This window comes from Erythrobacter sp. (assembly GCF_039988855.1).
Classification (GTDB): Bacteria; Pseudomonadota; Alphaproteobacteria; order Sphingomonadales; family Sphingomonadaceae; genus Erythrobacter.
The window spans coordinates 19,702-36,427 of the sequence record NZ_JBDXIY010000002.1; the positions used below are offsets into that span (position 1 = coordinate 19,702).

The following is a 16,726-nucleotide window of genomic DNA, read 5'->3' on the forward strand; positions in this document are numbered from 1 at the left end:
TACTATGTACGCTGTAAATTGTGAGGCATGAAAGGGATCGCAATGCGTCAGACTGTACTTGGGGTGTTATTAGGGCTTGTCTTTGCCGGAGTAGGCGTATTCTGGTGGCAAGGCCGCGCGCAGGTTGAAGCCAATGCCCCGCCGCCGCCCGAACCCGAAGAGATTGTTGAAATTGATCCCAATGCTCTGCCCGAAACCGATCCGGGTGAAATGGTTGGTCCCGCTCCTCCCGAAGCATCTGAGTTGACCCGCGAAGAGCGCCGGTTTTTCCGCTATGACCGCAACCGCGACCGCAAGATTACCCGCAATGAGATGCTTTCCACGCGTGCAGATGCGTTCCGCAAGCTTGATAAAGACGGCAACAATCTGCTGACTTTTGAAGAGTGGGCCGTGCGCACCTCCGACCGCTTTGCGGAGATGGACGGCGATGGTGATCTTGAGCTGACCGCTGCGGAATTTGCGACTTCTGCACCCAAACCAAGGCGGCAGCCAGCTTGCCGTTGTTAAGCAGGCACGGCTTCGTGCGTCGCGCTAATCCATGCTTGTAGGTCGGCTTTGGCTCGCGAGGTGTAGGCTTCTTTGCGCTGCTTCTTCTTCACCTCATGAAGAGGCGGGAAGAGGCCAAAGTTCACATTCATTGGCTGGAACGTCGTTGCATCTGCATCGCCCGTTATGTGGCTAAGCAGCGCGCCCAATGCGGTGGTTGCGGGAAGGGGAGACCACTCTTCACCTGCCAATTCGCAAGCCGTCATCATTCCAGAAACAAGGCCGATCGCAGAGCTTTCGACATAGCCTTCGCAGCCTGTCACTTGTCCGGCAAAGCGGATATGCGGCGCCGCTTTCAAACGCAGCTGCCGGTCGAGCACTTCGGGTGAATTGAGGAAGGTATTGCGGTGGAGCCCGCCGAGCCGCGCAAACTCGGCATTCTCAAGGCCCGGAATGGTGCGGAACAGTTCGACCTGCGCGTCATATTTCATCTTGGTCTGAAAACCGACCATGTTCCAAAGCGTGCCAAGCTTGTTGTCCTGGCGCAGCTGAACAACGGCATAAGGCCAGCGTCCTTGGGGAAATTCCTCATTTGTGTCGAAAGGGTTGTCGAGCCCCACACCCTTCATCGGGCCATAACGCAGCGTCTCAACCCCGCGTTCGGCCATAACTTCGATTGGCATACAGCCATCGAAATAGGGCGTGTCCTTTTCCCACTCTTGAAACTCACCCTTTTCGCCGTCCATCAATCCTTGGTGAAAGGCGATGTATTGCTCCTTTGTCATCGGGCAATTGATGTAATCACCCTCTTCATTGGAGGCGGCCGTCGCCTTGTTCCAGCGCGATTGGATCCAGCATTTGGACATATCAATGCTGTCACGGTGCACAATAGGGGCAATCGCATCAAAGAAAGCAAGGCGTTCTTGGCCGGTGGTGCCGATAATGCTCTCAGCTAGTTTTTGCGCAGTGAGAGGCCCAGTTGCGACAATCGTCAGACCAGCGTCTGGCAATTGATCAACCCGCTCACGCATGATCTCCACATTGGGATGCTCGTTCAGAGCCTTCTCGACTTCGGCTGAGAACACATCGCGGTCCACCGCCATTGCGCTTCCTGCTGGCACGCGGGCCACTTCGCCTGCGCGCATGACGATAGAGTTCAGCTCGCGCATTTCATGATGGAGCAGGCCCACCGCGTTCTTCGTATCATCGTCAGAGCGAAACGAATTGGAGCATACCAGCTCTGCCAAGCCATCCGTCTCGTGGGCGGGCGTCATCTCACCCGACCCGCGCATCTCAGAAAGGCGGACCTTTACGCCGCGATTGGCCAGCTGCCATGCGGCCTCTGATCCGGCAAGCCCGCCGCCAATAATGTGGACATCGTGAGTGTTTGTATGCGTGGTCATGGTGGGCGACCTAGACGCGTGCTACCCCGCCTTCAAGCATGTTCGATGATAGGGGATGGCACCAATGACTAAACGCGCGCTTTTAGAGCATCGACCTTGGCTTTTAGTCGGGGTGATTGCCGCGTTTGCCTATTACTTTTTACAAGACAACCCAATTGGGGGCGTTTGGTTGATCTTGCTAAAAGGCGCAGGGGTCGGCTTTCTTGCCATCTATGCCCTTCGCCGTGCGCCAGGCGTGGACGGGGTGATCCTTGCGGTCGCTCTCGCATTCTCTGCGCTTGCCGATATGGCCTTGGAACTCTGGTTCGAAGTGGGCGGGGGGCTGTTCGCGGTTTCCCATTTGGTGGCAGTTGCGCTTTATCTGCGAAACCGGCGTGAACATCCAACGCTGAGCCAGAACCTGCTGGGGTTCACATTGGTCGTTGCGGCGCCGGCATTCTCTTATGTGCTGAGCGGTGATTCGCTTATTGGCGTTTACGCGATCACTCTTGGCGCGATGGCGGGGGCTGCTTGGACAAGCCGTTTCCCGCGTTACCGTGTGGGAATTGGCGCCGTTCTGTTTGTGGCCAGTGATTGGCTGATCTTCAGCCGAATGGGGCCATATGACCTAGGAGTGGTGCCCGATTTACTCATCTGGCCGCTCTACTTTGCCGGGCAATTGATGATTGCAACCGGCGTTGTTCAAACCTTGCGCGGTGAAAAGCCTGTCGGTTAAGCGGCAATCGTGGTCCGGTGCAGTTCGCGCCGGTGGCCTTCATACCCGCCCGTCGCCTTGTGATTGAGGGACCGATTGTCCCACATCACCAACATACCCGGCTCCCATTTGTGGCGGTAATGGAATTGCTCCTGCTCACACCATTGGTGAAGCTCTAACAACAGCACCGTTGCCGCCGCCTCATCCATGCCTTCAAAACCGATGGTGTAGCTGATCGAGCAGAACAGCACGTCCTCTCCGGTTTCAGGGTGCGGTTTGATGAGGGGGTGGGTGTAGGTGGCCATGGCTGCTTCGCCGGGGCGGATCGCCATGCTGCGGTCTTTGTCACCCTCGCCATATAGACCATCGGGCGCATAGCCGCGGCGTGCGGAATGCACCGCTTTGATTTGCCTTAGTTCCTCTTTGCGCGCCTCGGGCATTGCCGCAAAGGCCGCCGCCTGATCGCAGAACATCGTGTCGCCGCCGATGGGCGGAATTTCCACGGCCATCAGGCATGTGGCTTTGGGAGGCTTTTCCATAAAGCTCCAGTCCGAGTGCCATTGTTCGGCAAACAGCGGCGATTTCTCGCCCGCCTCTCGCTGAATCGCGGCGATGTTTTTGCGGCCCTCTATCGGATCGAAGAAGGGGTCATCGCCGAACTCGCCCATGGCAAGGCTGAACCGTTCGAGCGCATCATCATCCATCCGCTGATCCGCAAAGGCTAGCACTTTGTGCTCAAGCCATGCCGATTGAATGTCGGCCATGAATGAGGGCGAAAGCTCACCCGCCAAATCGGCGCCGCGCACCGTCGCCCCGCAGGCTTGACCCGATGGTTCGATGATCATGTGTCCTCTCCCTTGGCATCAGAGGCTAGGGGGAGGGTGCATTTAGCGCAAGGTCACTCTGCTTCGGCGGGGCCTTCAGGAGAGGTTTCGTCCCCGCCGCCGCGACGTTCAACCATCTCCTCAACGACGGCTTCTTCACCCTCGTTTTCCGGTTCCTCAGTCTCATCAATCTTCACGGCAGAGACGACATGCTCATTCTTGCCAACATTGAACAGGCAAACGCCCGCTGTGTTGCGGCCAAGAATGCGCAAGCTGTCGAGACCCATGCGGATAAGCTTTGCCTGATCGGTGACAAGCATCAGCTGATCGCCTTTGCCCACAACAAAACTCGCCACCACTGGTCCGTTACGTTCGATATTGTCGATGTTGACAACACCCTGACCGCCGCGGCCCGTCTTGCGATATTCGTAGGAGCTTGAAACCTTACCATAGCCATTGGCGCACACGGTGAGGATGAATTGCTCCATCTCTTCAAGCTCGGCGAAACGCTCTGGCGTCATCTCAGGTGCGCCCTCTTTATCGCCCTTATATGGCGCGAATTTGAGGTATTGCTCACGCTCTTCCGCAGTGGTGCCCGTGGCACCCAAGGTGGAGAGCGAGACGACTTGATTGCCCTCAGCAAGCTTCATCCCGCGCACACCGGTCGAGGTGCGAGAGGTGAACTCGCGCACATCTTCAGCGGCAAAGCGAATGGCCTTGCCGGTTTTGGAGGCAAGCATGACATCATCGCCCGTTTCGACAAGGCGGACACCGATCAGGTGATCATCGCTTTCGCTCCCGTCACTATTGGGGTCGAACCGCATGGCAAACTTACCGTTCGATGGAATATTGCTGAACGCATCCATGGAGTTGCGGCGCACGTTCCCCTTGGCCGTGGCAAAGACCACGGAAAGCGCGCCCCATGTTTCCTCATCTTCGGGAAGGGGAAGCACGGTTTGGATTGTCTCACCATCATCCAATGCGGGAAGCAGGTTGATAATCGGGCGGCCGCGGGTGGTCGGGCCGCCTTCGGGCAGCTTCCACACTTTGATCCGGTACACTTTGCCTGCGGTTGAGAAGAACAACACCGGATTGTGCGTGGAAGTCACGAACATTTCGGCGATGGCATCCTCGTCCTTGGTGGACATGCCAGCGCGCCCTTTACCGCCGCGATTTTGCGCGCGGAAAGTCGAGAGAGGCGTGCGTTTGATATAGCCATCAAGTGTGACCGTCACGACCATATCGTCGCGCTCAATCAGGTCTTCATCATCAAGACCATCCCATGCAGGCGCAATCTCCGAGACGCGCGGCGTTGCATAGGTCGCGCGAATTTCCTCGAGCTCCTCGCGCATCACCTCATAAAGCTTCACACGGTCTGCAAGGATAGCGAGATATTCTTCGATCCTATCGGCAAGCTCTTTAAGCTCATCACCTATTTCATCACGGCCCAATGCAGTGAGGCGGTGGAGGCGCAGATCAAGGATCGCTTTTACCTGACGTACCGATAGGCGATAGGTTCCGCCTTCTTGGTCGGCGCTCGGTTCAATCGCTTCAACTAGGCGGATATATTGCGCAATATCGCCAATCGGCCATTCTTTAACGAGCAAGCGCTCACGCGCAGTCGCCGGATTAGGCGCACCGCGAATAATCGCCACGATCTCATCAAGGTTCGAAACCGCAACCACAAGGCCGAGCAAGATATGCGCGCGTTCGCGGGCACGGTTTAGCTCAAACTTGGTGCGGCGGGTGATGACTTCTTCACGAAAAGCAATAAAGGCTTGGATGAAGTCGCGCAGCATAAGCGTTTCAGGACGCCCACCGCGGATTGCCAGCATGTTCGCAGGGAAGCTGGATTGTGCAGGGGTGTGACGCCAAATTTGGTTCAACACCACCTCAGCCGTCGCATCCCGCTTAAGGTCGATGACAACGCGCACACCGTTTCGCGAACTTTCGTCGCGAATGTCGGAAATGCCTTCGATCCGCTTTTCTTTCGCAGCGTCGGCGATCTTCTCAACCAGACCCGCTTTACCAACCTGATAGGGGATCGAGGTGAAGACGATGCTTTCCCGGTCGCCCTTGCGCGTCTCGATCTCGTGACGGCAACGCATCAGGATCGAACCGCGGCCGGTGGTGTAGGCTGCTTTCGCGCCGCTGGTCCCAAGGATCAAAGGAGCAGTAGGGAAATCTGGGCCCGGGATATATTCGATCAACTCTTCCGAAGTGATCGCCGGATTGTCCATAAAGGCAAAACAACCGTCGATAACCTCACCAAGGTTATGCGGCGGCACATTGGTCGCCATACCCACCGCAATACCGCCTGCGCCATTGACGAGCAGGTTCGGGAAACGGGCAGGAAGGACCGATGGCTCTTTCTTACGGCCATCATAATTGTCGACGAAATCGATTGTGTCCTTATCGAGGTCATCAAGCAGCGTATCCGTTACCCGAGCAAGCCGCGCTTCTGTGTACCGCATCGATGCGGGCGGATCAGGGTCCATCGAACCAAAGTTACCTTGACCATCGATCAAGGGAACGCGCATCGACCATGGCTGTGTCAAACGGGCGAGGGCATCATAAATTGCGCTATCGCCGTGTGGGTGAAAATCACCCATCACATCGCCAACGATCTTCGCCGACTTCACATATGGACGCCCAGCGACAAAGTTCCCGACTTTGGAGGCGTATAATATCCGGCGGTGAACAGGCTTCAAACCATCGCGAACGTCGGGAAGGGCGCGGCTAACGATCACGCTCATCGCGTAATCGAGATAGCTCGTCTTCATCTCATCGACGATATCGATGCGTTCATATTCGTTCGCCGGGACGGGAGCTTGGGGTTCGAGAGTATCGTTGTCGTCGCTCAAAACATGTGAGCCTTTTGTTGCTAAAATTCGGAAATTCTTGAGGCTGCCAACCTAGGCGTTCATTGGCTCTTCCGCCACACACGAAACCATCCATTGCCGTGACATTCTGGCTTTTTCCACACTTGGTTTGTCAATTGGTTCGTGGAGCATGGTCATCAATTTTTGGAATGGCGCCCCAAGAGGTGTAACAATGGGTAAAATTTGCCTGTAGTGAAGGGCTCAAGGTGCCTCTATTCAAATGCCATTCAGCCCATTTTTGCTAGTTCAAAATTGCAATAATGCTCGCGCTCGTCCATTGGCCAGTGCAGAGCGATTTACACGCTGAGACATTTCCAGTTCGCAACTCATTGCAATTTTGCGGGCGGACCAATCACTTTGTTGGAGTGCAATAAGAATGATCACACTTCTCTCACGCAAACGCACCTCTTCGCTTGCTCTTGCCATTGCATTGGCAACCGGCGGCGCAGTTGTTGCGACAGCAGTCTTCCCTGCCGAAGCAGGCGCACAGCGCCGCGATCGGGATAAGGAAAAAGATGAAAATGACGGTGGCGGCTATTCTACCGAATTCCGCGAGATATATTTGCCTCTTGAGGAACTTTTGAAGAGCGAAAACCCAGATCTTACGGGTGTAGAAGCTAGGCTTGAGGGCCTTTCTGGCGTGCTGAACACAAGTGATGAGAAGCTCGCTGGCGGGCAAATGATCTATAATACCGGCACAACGCTGCAAGATAAAGCGCTTCAGCTGAGCGGCATGGAGTTTATGATTTCGAGCGGGCAGCTTCCGGCTGAAAACCAGGGCAGATATAACTTTATTGCCTATCAACTCGCGGACCAATTGGGCCAATTGCCAAAGGCGCGCACTTATCTACAAATCGCGATCGAAAAGAACTTTACGACTGAAGGAATCACTGCGTCGGGACTTCGTGTTACGATGATGGAGAGCTTCTTTAGCGCCGGTGAGTATGATGCTGGCTTTGAATACTTGCGCCAGGCCGTCGCGACCCAAAAGGGTCAAGGCCTCGCCGTGGATGAAAGTTGGTATCGTCGCGGGCTCACGGTGGCTTATGAAAACGAAATTTCGCCAGCAGTGTATCAACTCGCGGGAATGTGGCTGAATGATTATCCAAGCGCTACAAACTGGCGCGACGCGGCGAATATTGCGCGTAACTTGAGTGATTTCCAGCCTGCAGAAATCTTGGACTTGTTCCGCCTTTCGCGGCGCGCAGGTGCGCTTATCGATGAAGCTGACTACGACTATTACGTCGACGTTGCAGACGCACGGCGTTTGCCAAATGAAGTAAAGGCGGTGATTGGCGAGGGTAAGGCATCCGGTGTTATCAGAGAGAGCAATCTTTTCATCTCGGAATCCTTAGAGATTGCCGATCGCCGTATCGCTGCAGATCGGTCGGATCTGCCCGCTCTTGAGCGCGACGCGATGGCGACGAGCGCTGGACTTCGCACTGTTGTTGCCGCTGGCGATGCTTTCCTAAGCTACGACCAATATGGGAAAGCTGCCCGTTTCTATGAGCGTGCTCTGAATACACCGGGAGTCGAGACCAATACAGTGCTCACCCGCCTTGCGATCTCCCAAGTCGGGATGGGCGACTACACCGCTGCGCGCGCAACATTTGGCCGTGTCACGGGAACCCGTAGTCCGATTGCGATGCTTTGGAGCGCTTACACGGATCAACTGATTGCGCAAACACCGACCACTGCGACAGCCGTGCCGGCCCCGGCTCCTGCAACCGCAGGTACGACTGAATAGTCGCAACCCAGACCTATATAGTAAGAGGAGGCGCTTGGTTTTCATTCCAAGCGCCCCCTTTTTCGTGAGTGGTCAAGTTTGGCCGTATGTTAATCCTCGGGCAGAAACTCTCCGGTTTCTTCATCCAGGGAATAGAGCATACCTTCGGCTATGGAAAAGTGCGCGCCGCGTAGCTTGAGCAGGCCAGAGGCCTCCTTTTCAGCCACCCACGGAAATGTCCGAAGGTTCTTGAGACTGGCCCGGATCGCCGCAAATTCCATCGCCAACTCTGCTTTGCGGCCGGTTGTCCCGTATTTGCGAGCCACGGGTTCGCGCGCTTCGCTAAGAAGGTCGACCCAATTGGCGACAAACGCACCCTCGCCAGGATCTGCTTTGTTTAGCGACTGCGTTAGAGCTGCGTGGCATCCGCCGCATTTGCCGTGGCCCAATACCAATACCTGGCGCACTTCTAGCATTTGGACCGCAAATTCGACGGCGGCAGACACACCGTGTTGGCCTGGAGACATCTCAAATGGTGGGACAAGTGCAGCAACATTACGCACAACAAAGATGTCACCAGGGTCAACGTCAAATATCTGTGCAGGGTCCACTCGGCTGTCTGAGCACCCAATAATCATCAGCTTTGGACGCTGACCTTCGGCCACGGTTTTATCAAACCGCGCTTTTTGCCGAGGATATGTATCCTCGCGAAACCGGCGATAGCCATCAAGCAGCTTGGTATATTCCGGCACGTCCCATTCCTTCGATATGCAGGTGGCGAAGTTTAATCGAACCTCTCACCGCGGACAAGCTGAACATCCCACATGTTCAGGAGAAAGCCAAAATTTGTAAGCATAGATGCAAGCTCTTGGGCAAGGGCCTGTGCCGTTTCTTTCGCAGCGATTGTGCGGACAAAACCTTATCAGTCCGCAACACGCTCTCATCGCGCCACACGCCTTCGCGTCCTTTGCGCTGCTAACGGGAGGGGTCGTCCATACTGTGACCCTGCCTTTGCAATGCGTTCGGAGATCGCAAGGTCAGATCGCACGAGAGCGGCAAACAGCCCTAGCATGAAGAAAAAGACCACCGGAGAGGTGAAAGTCTGGATTGCTGATTCGATCACATTAACGGCCTCGATACCCGATTGGTGCGGCTATACGAATGCTTGTCATGACTTAGTGCTTCAAAAATATCGTCTAGGTTACGCGGCCTATGGTCGAGGCGGCTTGCAGGGTTTGGGTTAGGCGCCTAAATGGGCGACCATGAACGACCTTTCAAACGCTCCAGAAGGCGAACGGCCCCTGCGTCAACGCAAACCTGATTGGATTCGCGTACGCGCACCAGTGAGCAAGGGCTATCACGAGACACGCAAGTTGATGCGTGAACTTAACCTCAACACAGTTTGTGAAGAGGCAGCGTGCCCTAATATTGGTGAGTGCTGGTCCAAAAAGCATGCAACAGTCATGATCTTGGGTGATGTTTGCACAAGGGCATGCGCATTTTGTAATGTGAAAACGGGCATGCCGCGTGCGGTTGATCCGATGGAACCGGAGAACACGGCCGTTGCTGCTGCGAAAATGGGTCTTGAACACATTGTCATCACCAGCGTTGATCGCGATGATTTGCCAGATGGCGGGGCAGGGCAGTTTGTAAAAGTGATCGAGGCGCTGCGCCGCAATACGCCCTCCACAACGATTGAGATACTCACCCCCGATTTCCGCGGCAAAATGCGCGCAGCTGTTGAGGCGATCTGCGAAGCGGGTCCAGACGTATACAATCACAATCTGGAAACCGTGCCGCGCCTTTACCCAACGATCCGGCCCGGCGCGCGGTATTATGCGTCTCTGCGCCTACTTGAAGAAGTTAAGGCGCATAACCCTCTGATCTTCACCAAATCGGGCATTATGCTGGGCCTTGGCGAGGAGCGCTTGGAAGTGCACCAAGTGATGGATGATATGCGTTCTGCCGAAGTCGATTTCATGACTATGGGGCAATATCTTCAACCAACGCCAAAGCACGCCAAGGTTGAAGAGTTTGTGACGCCCAAAGCATTCAAGGCCTACGGAACAATCGGCCGAGCCAAAGGCTTTTTGCAGGTTGCATCCAGCCCGCTCACCCGCTCCAGCTATCACGCAGGCGAAGACTTTGCAGTGATGAAAAAGGCCCGCGAAGAGAAATTACAGAAATCTCGCAAGCCAGACCGTATCACACTTTAATGGTTGGGATTCGAGAAACCCGAAAGCTGCCGTACAGCGCAGAACAGATGTTCGACCTTGTCGCGGACGTTGCGCGCTACCGCGAGTTTCTGCCTTGGGTCATCGCGACTCGCGTTCGCTCTGATAACGAGAAAGAGATGCTGGCGGATATGGTGGTTGGTTTTAAGTCAATACGCGAGACGTTTACCTCGCGAGTATTAAAGCGCCGGCCTTTGGAAATTGCGGTGCATTATGTGGACGGTCCCTTATCGGACCTCGACAATGTGTGGACTTTTCGCGCCATTGACGAAACCAATTGCGAGATCGACTTTGCGGTCGATTTTGAGTTTAAGAACCGCGTGTTTCAAGCGCTTGCTGGGCAATACTTTGATCGAGCATTCCGAAAAATGGTCGCGGCATTCGAAACCCGGGCGGGCGAACTTTACGGCAGTAACAATTCCAGCGCACATAACGTCGCCTGACGCCTAACAGCGGCTCGTCCATCTGGTCCCTCGCCGCCTTCAAAAACCTTCAGTTCACCTTCGGGTTCACCATCTTGGTTGCGGTATGCCCGTGCGAATACGACGGTACCAACAGGTTTAAGCTGGGTTCCGCCTCCTGGCCCTGCAACACCGCTTATCGCCACTGCAACGTCCGCATTGGAACGCTCCAACGCGCCTTGGGCCATGGACCAAACACAGGCGATTGAGACTGCGCCGAACGTTTCTATGATGTCTTGCGCAACACCCAACATTTCCATTTTGGCTTCGTTGGAATAGGTCACAAACCCCCGGTCGAGCACCGCTGATGAGCCTGCTATTTCGGTGATTGCACCAGCCACAAGGCCGCCAGTGCAGCTTTCTGCGGTGGCGACCGTGCGAGCCGCCTTGGTATTTTCTTGCACCACGCGTGCGGCAAGTTCGCCAATTTCGTCTTCAAGCAGGTAATTGCTCATGGGTTGCTCATTTTACAACTGGTGGGAGCGGGGAGGAGGTCTGCAACGCTTCATTCCCATTATTCGCTACGCCGCAAATCGTAGGATTCTTAAGGTCCGCCCGCTTGGCAATGAACGTCGCAAGGCCGGTGATGTTCTCGCGCGGCAAAGGCGCGACCAGTTGCATCGCTTCGGCAATGTCGGAGCATGTGCTGACCTTGATCCTGCTTGCTATACGTTCGTTCAACATTTGCCCGATAATCACATCAACAAGGGGGCGAAGCGATTCTTCGGGCATCTGCGCAATTGCGGCGACAAAGGCGTCTTCGCCAGTGCTTTCACTGTCTTGGGCTGCCATAAACACCTTCAGCAGGCGCAGGGTACCTGGCCATGATGCATCTTGCTGCTCACGAAATTGATCGAGAAACGCGTCCGCTTCATTGGTCATGAACGCGCTTTCGGCAAAGATCGACGAGCACGGACCCTGAATCGTTTCATATAGCATAGGCATTGCATAGGTGATGGCGTCGCCCAAGTCGGCCGCTTCGACGCAGGCTTGCTGCGCCGAGACCGTCTGTCCGGAGGTAAGCGCGGTCAGGGCTAAGGCAACGCTGGCGATCTTTGTCTTCATAGCAAGGTCTCCTGTAGGAATAGTGACACGATAGCCTGCGCAGCAATCCCTTCGCCGCGACCAGTAAACCCGAGCTTTTCGGTCGTGGTGGCTTTGATACTAACTTCGTTTTGGTCAAGTCCTGTTAGGCGCCCAACTTGCGCGCGCATCGCCGCCCGGTGCGGCCCAATCTTCGGAGCCTCGCAAATAATTGTGAGATCGATATTGCCAAGCGCATACCCCTTTTGCCGCGCTAGCTTCACGGCATGCTCTAAGAATTGGCCGGATCGTGCACCCTTCCATTGCAGGTCGCTTGGGGGGAAGTGCGTGCCGATATCGCCCCCACTAATACCGCCTAGGACCGCATCTGTAATTGCGTGAAGCGCAACATCAGCATCAGAATGCCCGGCGAGGCCGTGAGTGTGCTCAATCTTGATCCCACCAAGCCACAGTTCCTCTCCTTCTTGAAGGCGATGAACATCGTAACCTTGGCCTACTCGCATGGGCGACATGATCGATGCGTTCATTAGATCTTCCGCAAATGTAATTTTCTTCAACCGCTCATCCCCTTGGACGAGCGCGACTGAACCGCTGCTGTCTTTTGCCATCGTGCAAAGCACCTGCGCATCATCGCCTGCATCGCTGGCACCATCCCAGTTCGTGTGCGCCAAAAATATGTCGGCAAATCTGAATGCTTGCGGAGTCTGGACGCGGCGCAAAGTTTCGCGCGCGGCGGAACCGGCCATCGTGTCATTACTGCTCGCAATTGCCAGACTATCGACAACTGGCAGGGTGGGGATTGCGCCAGGATGGCGGTCGAGAGCATCGAGCAGCCGATTGATTACAGAGCGGGGCAAATCAGGCCGTGCGGCGTCATGTATTAAAACGCGCTCTGGGGCATCATCCATGGTTTTCATCGCCTCAAGTCCCGCACGAACAGAGGCCTGCCTGCTCGCCCCGCCTTCGACGAGTTTGTATCCTTCAAGCCCGGACAATGCGGTCATTGCATGGGCCTTTGCCCCCGCAGCAATCACCACGATCAAGGGTTGTGCACCAGCTTCAAGCAAGGTTTGGACCGAGTGACGGATAACGGGGATGCCGCGAAAATCACGATATTGTTTGGGAGTGGTCCCGCCCGCTCTTTCCCCTCGGCCAGCTGCAACTATCAATGCGCCAAATGGGGGTAGGGGTGAGGTGCGAACCATATAGGGGACAGCGCTTAAGGTCTGGACGCCTCTTTAGCAATCCACTATGCGCTGCACAAAATTTAAGCACCTCTTTTGAGCCCTACATTAGGCAGCGCACCTTACAATCATGTCACACATTCCCGCCCCACTTCCGCAAAAGCCGATTCAGATCGGTCCAGTGACGATTGATGAACCCGTTCTGCTGGCGCCAATGACAGGCGTCACGGACATGCCGTTTCGAACCTTGGTCCGGCGTTATGGATCAGGGCTAAATGTAACGGAGATGGTTGCGAGTGAAGCCGCGATCCGCGAAACGCGTCAATCGCTGCAGAAAACGGAATGGGATAAGACCGAAGAACCCGTCTCGATGCAGCTGGTTGGCTGTGACCCGGCTTCCATGGGTGAGGCCGCTAAGCTGCAAGAGGGCAATGGTGCAGCGATTATCGACATCAATTTTGGATGCCCCGTGCGCAAAGTCGTAGGCCAACTCGCTGGCTCTGCGCTGATGCGCGAGGTGCCCACAGCAACCAAACTGATGGAAGAAACGGTAAAAGCCGTCAATGTACCTGTCACTGTGAAGATGCGTATGGGATGGGATCATCAAAGCCTCAACGCACCGGAAATGGCGCGCATTGCTGAGGATTTGGGTGTCAAAATGATAACCGTCCATGGCCGCACACGAAACCAAATGTACAAAGGCAACGCGGATTGGTCGTTCGTCCAAAAGGTCAAAGACGCCGTTTCCATTCCGGTGATTGTGAACGGCGATATTTGCACGATTGATGATGCGGCTCAGGCGCTTGAACAATCCGGGGCGGATGGCCTTATGATCGGGCGGGGGGCCTATGGAAAACCATGGCTTTTGGGTCAAATTATGCGTTGGTGGCGCACGGGTGAAGTCATTCCAACACCCAATTTTGATGAACAATATTCCGTTCTGGTAGAGCATTATCACCGGATGCTTGATCACTATGGCCGCGATGTCGGGACCAAGATCGCCCGCAAGCATTTAGGTTGGTATACCAAGGGCATGCACGGTTCCGCCGACTTTAGAAACAAAGCCAATTTTATCGATAATCCCGATGAAGTTCTGGGCGAAATTGAGCGGTTTTATGAGCCGTTTCTTGGCCGCACAGCCAAAGCTGCTTGATAAGAGCAGCCCGGCCCATGGCGCAGCCTTCTGATCTGTCCAATTTTGATCCGGCCAGACCGGCAAGCGCAGAGCAGATTGCTGGTCTGTTGTTTGCTCTCTTGCTGGTCGATCCTTCTTTGCAGATTGCCGAAGTGAACCAAGCCGCCGAAACCATGCTTGGTAGAGGTGCAAAGCGGCTGCTTGGGCAGAACTTCCTTGAAGTGATCGGACCGATCGACCCGCGTGTTGAACATCGTCTGAGCACAGCTGATGCCGCGCTTGTTGCGCGAGAAGTCCTGATCTCCACCGGAGAGACAGAGAAACGCGTGAATCTAACCGTGTCTCCGCTCGTCAGTCACGCTGGATGGCGTGTCATCACCCTTTCGGAAGTCGGACACGATGAAACAGGCAATGACGAAGAAATAGCCTCCTCTATGGGTGCACCTTCGATCCTTGCTCATGAGATCAAAAATCCTTTGGCGGCCATCCGAGGGGCAGCGCAATTGGCCGCACGCAAGCTTTCCGGAGCAGACATAAAGCTTGCGAATATGATCACCGACGAGGTTGACCGCATCGTCCGCCTGATTGATCGAATGCAACAATTGGGTGCACGCAGTGCGGAAACAGGGGAACCATGTAACCCGCACGAGGCCATCCGCTCAGCCATTGCGACCGTCAGAGCAGCGAACAAAGCAAAGGTAGAGATTATTGAGGAATTCGATCCCTCTTTGCCTCATGTGATCGCCAATCGGGATGCTTTGGAGCAGGTCCTCATCAACCTTATTTCAAATGCACGCGACGCGGTTAGCAGCACCGGCCAAGGGCAGGTGACCGTGCGTACGAGGTTCGTCAGCGGCCTTGCTTTTAGCGCCATTCGCTTTGGCAGAGCGGTGCGGCTGCCGATTGAGATCACAATCAGTGACAACGGCCCCGGTGTGGACCGGGCCATGCGCGACCATATTTTTGAACCCTTTGTTTCCTCCAAGAAATCAGGGCAAGGGCTTGGCCTCTCGCTCGTGCGAAAGCTGGTGCACGATATGAACGGTTCAGTTAACCATGAACGCGACGTCAAACGGGGGCTGACGCGGTTTCGCGTCCACCTTCCAATGGCCAGCAATAAGTCACGCTAAGTCAGAAGGCTAAGGGCACGATGGCACGATCAATTCTCCTAGTCGAAGATGACAGCGCGATTGCGACGGTGATCACTGCTGCGCTTGAAGATGAAGGCTTTGAAATCTCGCATTGTTCATCGATTGCAAAGCGCGATGAGCATTTGAAGGCTCGGGAATTTGGGGTGATGCTTACCGACGTCATGTTGGAAGACGGCGATGGCCTGAAAAGCTTAGACGATGTCCGTAGTGCTGCGCCCGACATGCCGGTCATTGTATTATCTGCGCAAAACACGCTCGATACGGCTGTGCGTGCCAGCGACAAAGATGCCTTTGAGTACTTCCCAAAACCGTTCGATCTGGATGAACTTGTGCGTGCAGTCCGACAAGCGGCCGACAGCCGTAAGGAAAGCCTGAGCGCGCTTGCACCAGATAGCGATGGTGACGGGATGCCTCTGGTTGGTCGCAGCCCTGCGATGCAAGGCGTTTACAGGATGATCGCCCGTGTCTTGCGCAATGATCTCACCGTGCTTGTCACCGGAGAAAGCGGGACCGGTAAAGAACTTGTCGCTGAGGCCATTCACCAATTGGGGAGCCGCAGAACGGGGCCTTTTGTCGCGGTCAACACCGCGGCGATCCCACAAGACCTCGTCGAAAGCGAGCTGTTTGGTCATGAAAAGGGCGCCTTTACCGGCGCGATCACACAAGCGATTGGTAAGTTTGAGCAAGCCAATGGCGGTACTTTGTTCCTCGATGAAATCGGGGATATGCCGCCTGAGGCGCAAACGCGCTTGCTTCGCGCTCTTCAATCGGGCCGCGTGCGCAGGGTAGGGGGACGACAGGAAATCGCGGTTGATGTGCGAATTATCGCTGCAACAAACCGCGATCTCTTACCGCTGATCGAAGCGGGTCGTTTCCGTGAGGATTTGTTCTACCGCTTAAATGTCGTTCCCATCGAATTGCCGCCCTTGCGCGAGCGACGCGAAGATATCGAGGTATTGGCCCGCCATTTCCTTGCACAAGCCGCAGAAGAGGGGCTGCCAGCCAGAACATTCACTCCAGAGGGATTTCAAACGCTTGCCCAGCGGCATTGGCGCGGCAATGTGCGCGAACTGCGTAACGCGGTTTATCGCCTTGCTGTCATGAGCCGCAAAGATGAAATTGATGATGAGATATTGATCAGTCACCTTGGTGAAGAGCGTACGATCTTCACTCCTGACGATGACGGCGGCCACCCAGATGCAGGCATAGCCGCATCGTTGGAGAAATGGCTTCTGCGCCAAGACCCGCCCCATGGGACAGTTTATGGCAGTGCACTTTCGGCCTTTGAGAAACCGCTTATTGAATATGCGCTTCGCCAGACGGGTGGCAATCAATTGCGAGCAGCCAAATTGCTTGGGATCAATCGCAACACATTGCGCAAACGCATTACCGAGCTTTTGATAGAACCTGATCGCTATACAAGACCGCTCTAGCGCAGTTTGCGGCAAAAATGTCACTTTTAGCTTGCGCAAATGCAACAGTGTAGTTGTAACACAGCGTCA

Annotated in this window: 16 protein-coding genes; 9 read left to right on the top strand and 7 right to left on the bottom strand. The window is 55.1% G+C overall.

The features are described from left to right. The first annotated feature begins 42 nt into the window (after positions 1 to 42). Positions 43 to 507, top strand: a complete 465-nt coding sequence (locus tag ABJ205_RS01155) for an EF-hand domain-containing protein (protein ID WP_348157018.1) — start codon at positions 43 to 45, stop codon at positions 505 to 507. Here ABJ205_RS01155 and trmFO read toward each other — a convergent pair. Next, the gene (gene trmFO / locus ABJ205_RS01160) at positions 504 to 1,889 is read right to left on the bottom strand and encodes a methylenetetrahydrofolate--tRNA-(uracil(54)-C(5))-methyltransferase (FADH(2)-oxidizing) TrmFO (RefSeq protein ID WP_348157021.1); all 1,386 of its coding nucleotides are present in this window, start codon (positions 1,887 to 1,889) and stop codon (positions 504 to 506) included. The genes ABJ205_RS01155 and trmFO overlap by 4 nt on opposite strands. A gap of 64 nt (positions 1,890 to 1,953) precedes the next feature. Between trmFO and ABJ205_RS01165 the strand changes: the two genes are divergently transcribed. Continuing rightward, positions 1,954 to 2,604 carry a lysoplasmalogenase gene (locus ABJ205_RS01165; protein WP_348157024.1) on the top strand — a complete coding sequence of 217 codons (651 nt, stop codon included), beginning with the start codon at positions 1,954 to 1,956 and terminating at the stop codon, positions 2,602 to 2,604. Here ABJ205_RS01165 and ABJ205_RS01170 read toward each other — a convergent pair. Both ABJ205_RS01170 and gyrA read right to left on the bottom strand, forming a co-directional pair. Then, a complete protein-coding gene (locus tag ABJ205_RS01170; RefSeq protein ID WP_348157026.1) occupies positions 2,601 to 3,428 on the bottom strand; it encodes a TauD/TfdA family dioxygenase in 828 nt (275 codons plus the stop codon). The genes ABJ205_RS01165 and ABJ205_RS01170 overlap by 4 nt on opposite strands. A 53-nt stretch (positions 3,429 to 3,481) precedes the next feature. After that, the gene (gene gyrA, locus ABJ205_RS01175; protein ID WP_348157029.1) at positions 3,482 to 6,271 is read right to left on the bottom strand and encodes a DNA gyrase subunit A; all 2,790 of its coding nucleotides are present in this window, start codon (positions 6,269 to 6,271) and stop codon (positions 3,482 to 3,484) included. Between the two features lie 394 nt (positions 6,272 to 6,665). Here gyrA and ABJ205_RS01180 point away from each other — a divergent pair, with 394 nt between their 5' ends. Next, positions 6,666 to 8,036, top strand: a complete 1,371-nt coding sequence (locus ABJ205_RS01180; RefSeq protein WP_348157032.1) for a hypothetical protein — start codon at positions 6,666 to 6,668, stop codon at positions 8,034 to 8,036. A gap of 89 nt (positions 8,037 to 8,125) precedes the next feature. On the opposite strand, the gene ABJ205_RS01185 is transcribed toward ABJ205_RS01180, so the two are convergent. Continuing rightward, positions 8,126 to 8,767, bottom strand: coding sequence for a carbonic anhydrase (locus tag ABJ205_RS01185; RefSeq protein WP_348157034.1), 642 nt, complete (start codon positions 8,765 to 8,767; stop codon positions 8,126 to 8,128). A gap of 318 nt (positions 8,768 to 9,085) precedes the next feature. On the opposite strand from ABJ205_RS01185, the gene ABJ205_RS01190 reads away from it, so the two are divergent. The 3 genes from ABJ205_RS01190 to ABJ205_RS01200 are packed head-to-tail and all read left to right on the top strand — an operon-like array spanning position 9,086 to position 10,692. Further along, on the top strand, positions 9,086 to 9,259 hold the full coding sequence (locus ABJ205_RS01190) for a hypothetical protein (protein WP_348157036.1): 174 nt from the start codon (positions 9,086 to 9,088) through the stop codon (positions 9,257 to 9,259). Positions 9,260 to 9,277: 18 nt separating this feature from the next. Beyond that, on the top strand, positions 9,278 to 10,231 hold the full coding sequence (gene lipA / locus ABJ205_RS01195; protein WP_348157039.1) for a lipoyl synthase: 954 nt from the start codon (positions 9,278 to 9,280) through the stop codon (positions 10,229 to 10,231). Continuing rightward, positions 10,231 to 10,692, top strand: coding sequence for a type II toxin-antitoxin system RatA family toxin (locus tag ABJ205_RS01200; protein ID WP_348157041.1), 462 nt, complete (start codon positions 10,231 to 10,233; stop codon positions 10,690 to 10,692). The genes lipA and ABJ205_RS01200 overlap by 1 nt, the downstream gene beginning before the upstream one ends. Here the strand turns inward: ABJ205_RS01200 and ABJ205_RS01205 are convergent. Genes ABJ205_RS01205 through ABJ205_RS01215 form a run of 3 tightly spaced genes read right to left on the bottom strand, consistent with a single transcriptional unit; the run spans position 10,653 to position 12,959 of the window. After that, on the bottom strand, positions 10,653 to 11,165 hold the full coding sequence (locus tag ABJ205_RS01205; RefSeq protein ID WP_348157043.1) for a CinA family protein: 513 nt from the start codon (positions 11,163 to 11,165) through the stop codon (positions 10,653 to 10,655). The genes ABJ205_RS01200 and ABJ205_RS01205 overlap by 40 nt on opposite strands. 7 nt (positions 11,166 to 11,172) lie before the next feature. Next, positions 11,173 to 11,775 (bottom strand): hypothetical protein, encoded by a 603-nt coding sequence (locus tag ABJ205_RS01210; protein ID WP_348157046.1) that lies wholly within the window; start codon positions 11,773 to 11,775, stop codon positions 11,173 to 11,175. Further along, positions 11,772 to 12,959, bottom strand: a complete 1,188-nt coding sequence (locus ABJ205_RS01215; protein WP_348157049.1) for a bifunctional 2-C-methyl-D-erythritol 4-phosphate cytidylyltransferase/2-C-methyl-D-erythritol 2,4-cyclodiphosphate synthase — start codon at positions 12,957 to 12,959, stop codon at positions 11,772 to 11,774. The genes ABJ205_RS01210 and ABJ205_RS01215 overlap by 4 nt, the downstream gene beginning before the upstream one ends. Positions 12,960 to 13,068: 109 nt before the next feature. On the opposite strand from ABJ205_RS01215, the gene dusB reads away from it, so the two are divergent. The 3 genes from dusB to ntrC are packed head-to-tail and all read left to right on the top strand — an operon-like array spanning position 13,069 to position 16,657. Next, entirely contained in the window at positions 13,069 to 14,091 is a 1,023-nt protein-coding gene (gene dusB / locus ABJ205_RS01220) for a tRNA dihydrouridine synthase DusB (RefSeq protein WP_348157051.1), read from the top strand. A 17-nt stretch (positions 14,092 to 14,108) separates the two neighbouring features. Beyond that, positions 14,109 to 15,203 carry an ATP-binding protein gene (locus ABJ205_RS01225; protein ID WP_348157054.1) on the top strand — a complete coding sequence of 365 codons (1,095 nt, stop codon included), beginning with the start codon at positions 14,109 to 14,111 and terminating at the stop codon, positions 15,201 to 15,203. Positions 15,204 to 15,223: 20 nt separating this feature from the next. Beyond that, entirely contained in the window at positions 15,224 to 16,657 is a 1,434-nt protein-coding gene (ntrC, locus tag ABJ205_RS01230; protein ID WP_348157057.1) for a nitrogen regulation protein NR(I), read from the top strand. The last annotated feature ends 69 nt before the right edge of the window (positions 16,658 to 16,726 follow it).

Bases quoted from the DNA above. Each gene is read 5' to 3' on its own strand.
- trmFO (WP_348157021.1), bottom strand. From the start codon at position 1,889: ATGACCACGCATACAAACACTCACGATGTCCACATTATTGGCGGCGGG.
- lipA (WP_348157039.1), top strand. From the start codon at position 9,278: ATGAACGACCTTTCAAACGCTCCAGAAGGCGAACGGCCCCTGCGTCAA.
- ABJ205_RS01190 (WP_348157036.1), top strand. From the start codon at position 9,086: ATGAAGAAAAAGACCACCGGAGAGGTGAAAGTCTGGATTGCTGATTCG.
- ABJ205_RS01165 (WP_348157024.1), top strand. From the start codon at position 1,954: ATGACTAAACGCGCGCTTTTAGAGCATCGACCTTGGCTTTTAGTCGGG.
- ABJ205_RS01205 (WP_348157043.1), bottom strand. From the start codon at position 11,165: ATGAGCAATTACCTGCTTGAAGACGAAATTGGCGAACTTGCCGCACGC.
- ABJ205_RS01215 (WP_348157049.1), bottom strand. From the start codon at position 12,959: ATGGTTCGCACCTCACCCCTACCCCCATTTGGCGCATTGATAGTTGCA.
- ABJ205_RS01155 (WP_348157018.1), top strand. From the start codon at position 43: ATGCGTCAGACTGTACTTGGGGTGTTATTAGGGCTTGTCTTTGCCGGA.
- ntrC (WP_348157057.1), top strand. From the start codon at position 15,224: ATGGCACGATCAATTCTCCTAGTCGAAGATGACAGCGCGATTGCGACG.
- ABJ205_RS01200 (WP_348157041.1), top strand. From the start codon at position 10,231: ATGGTTGGGATTCGAGAAACCCGAAAGCTGCCGTACAGCGCAGAACAG.
- dusB (WP_348157051.1), top strand. From the start codon at position 13,069: ATGTCACACATTCCCGCCCCACTTCCGCAAAAGCCGATTCAGATCGGT.
- ABJ205_RS01180 (WP_348157032.1), top strand. From the start codon at position 6,666: ATGATCACACTTCTCTCACGCAAACGCACCTCTTCGCTTGCTCTTGCC.
- ABJ205_RS01210 (WP_348157046.1), bottom strand. From the start codon at position 11,775: ATGAAGACAAAGATCGCCAGCGTTGCCTTAGCCCTGACCGCGCTTACC.
- ABJ205_RS01225 (WP_348157054.1), top strand. From the start codon at position 14,109: ATGGCGCAGCCTTCTGATCTGTCCAATTTTGATCCGGCCAGACCGGCA.
- ABJ205_RS01170 (WP_348157026.1), bottom strand. From the start codon at position 3,428: ATGATCATCGAACCATCGGGTCAAGCCTGCGGGGCGACGGTGCGCGGC.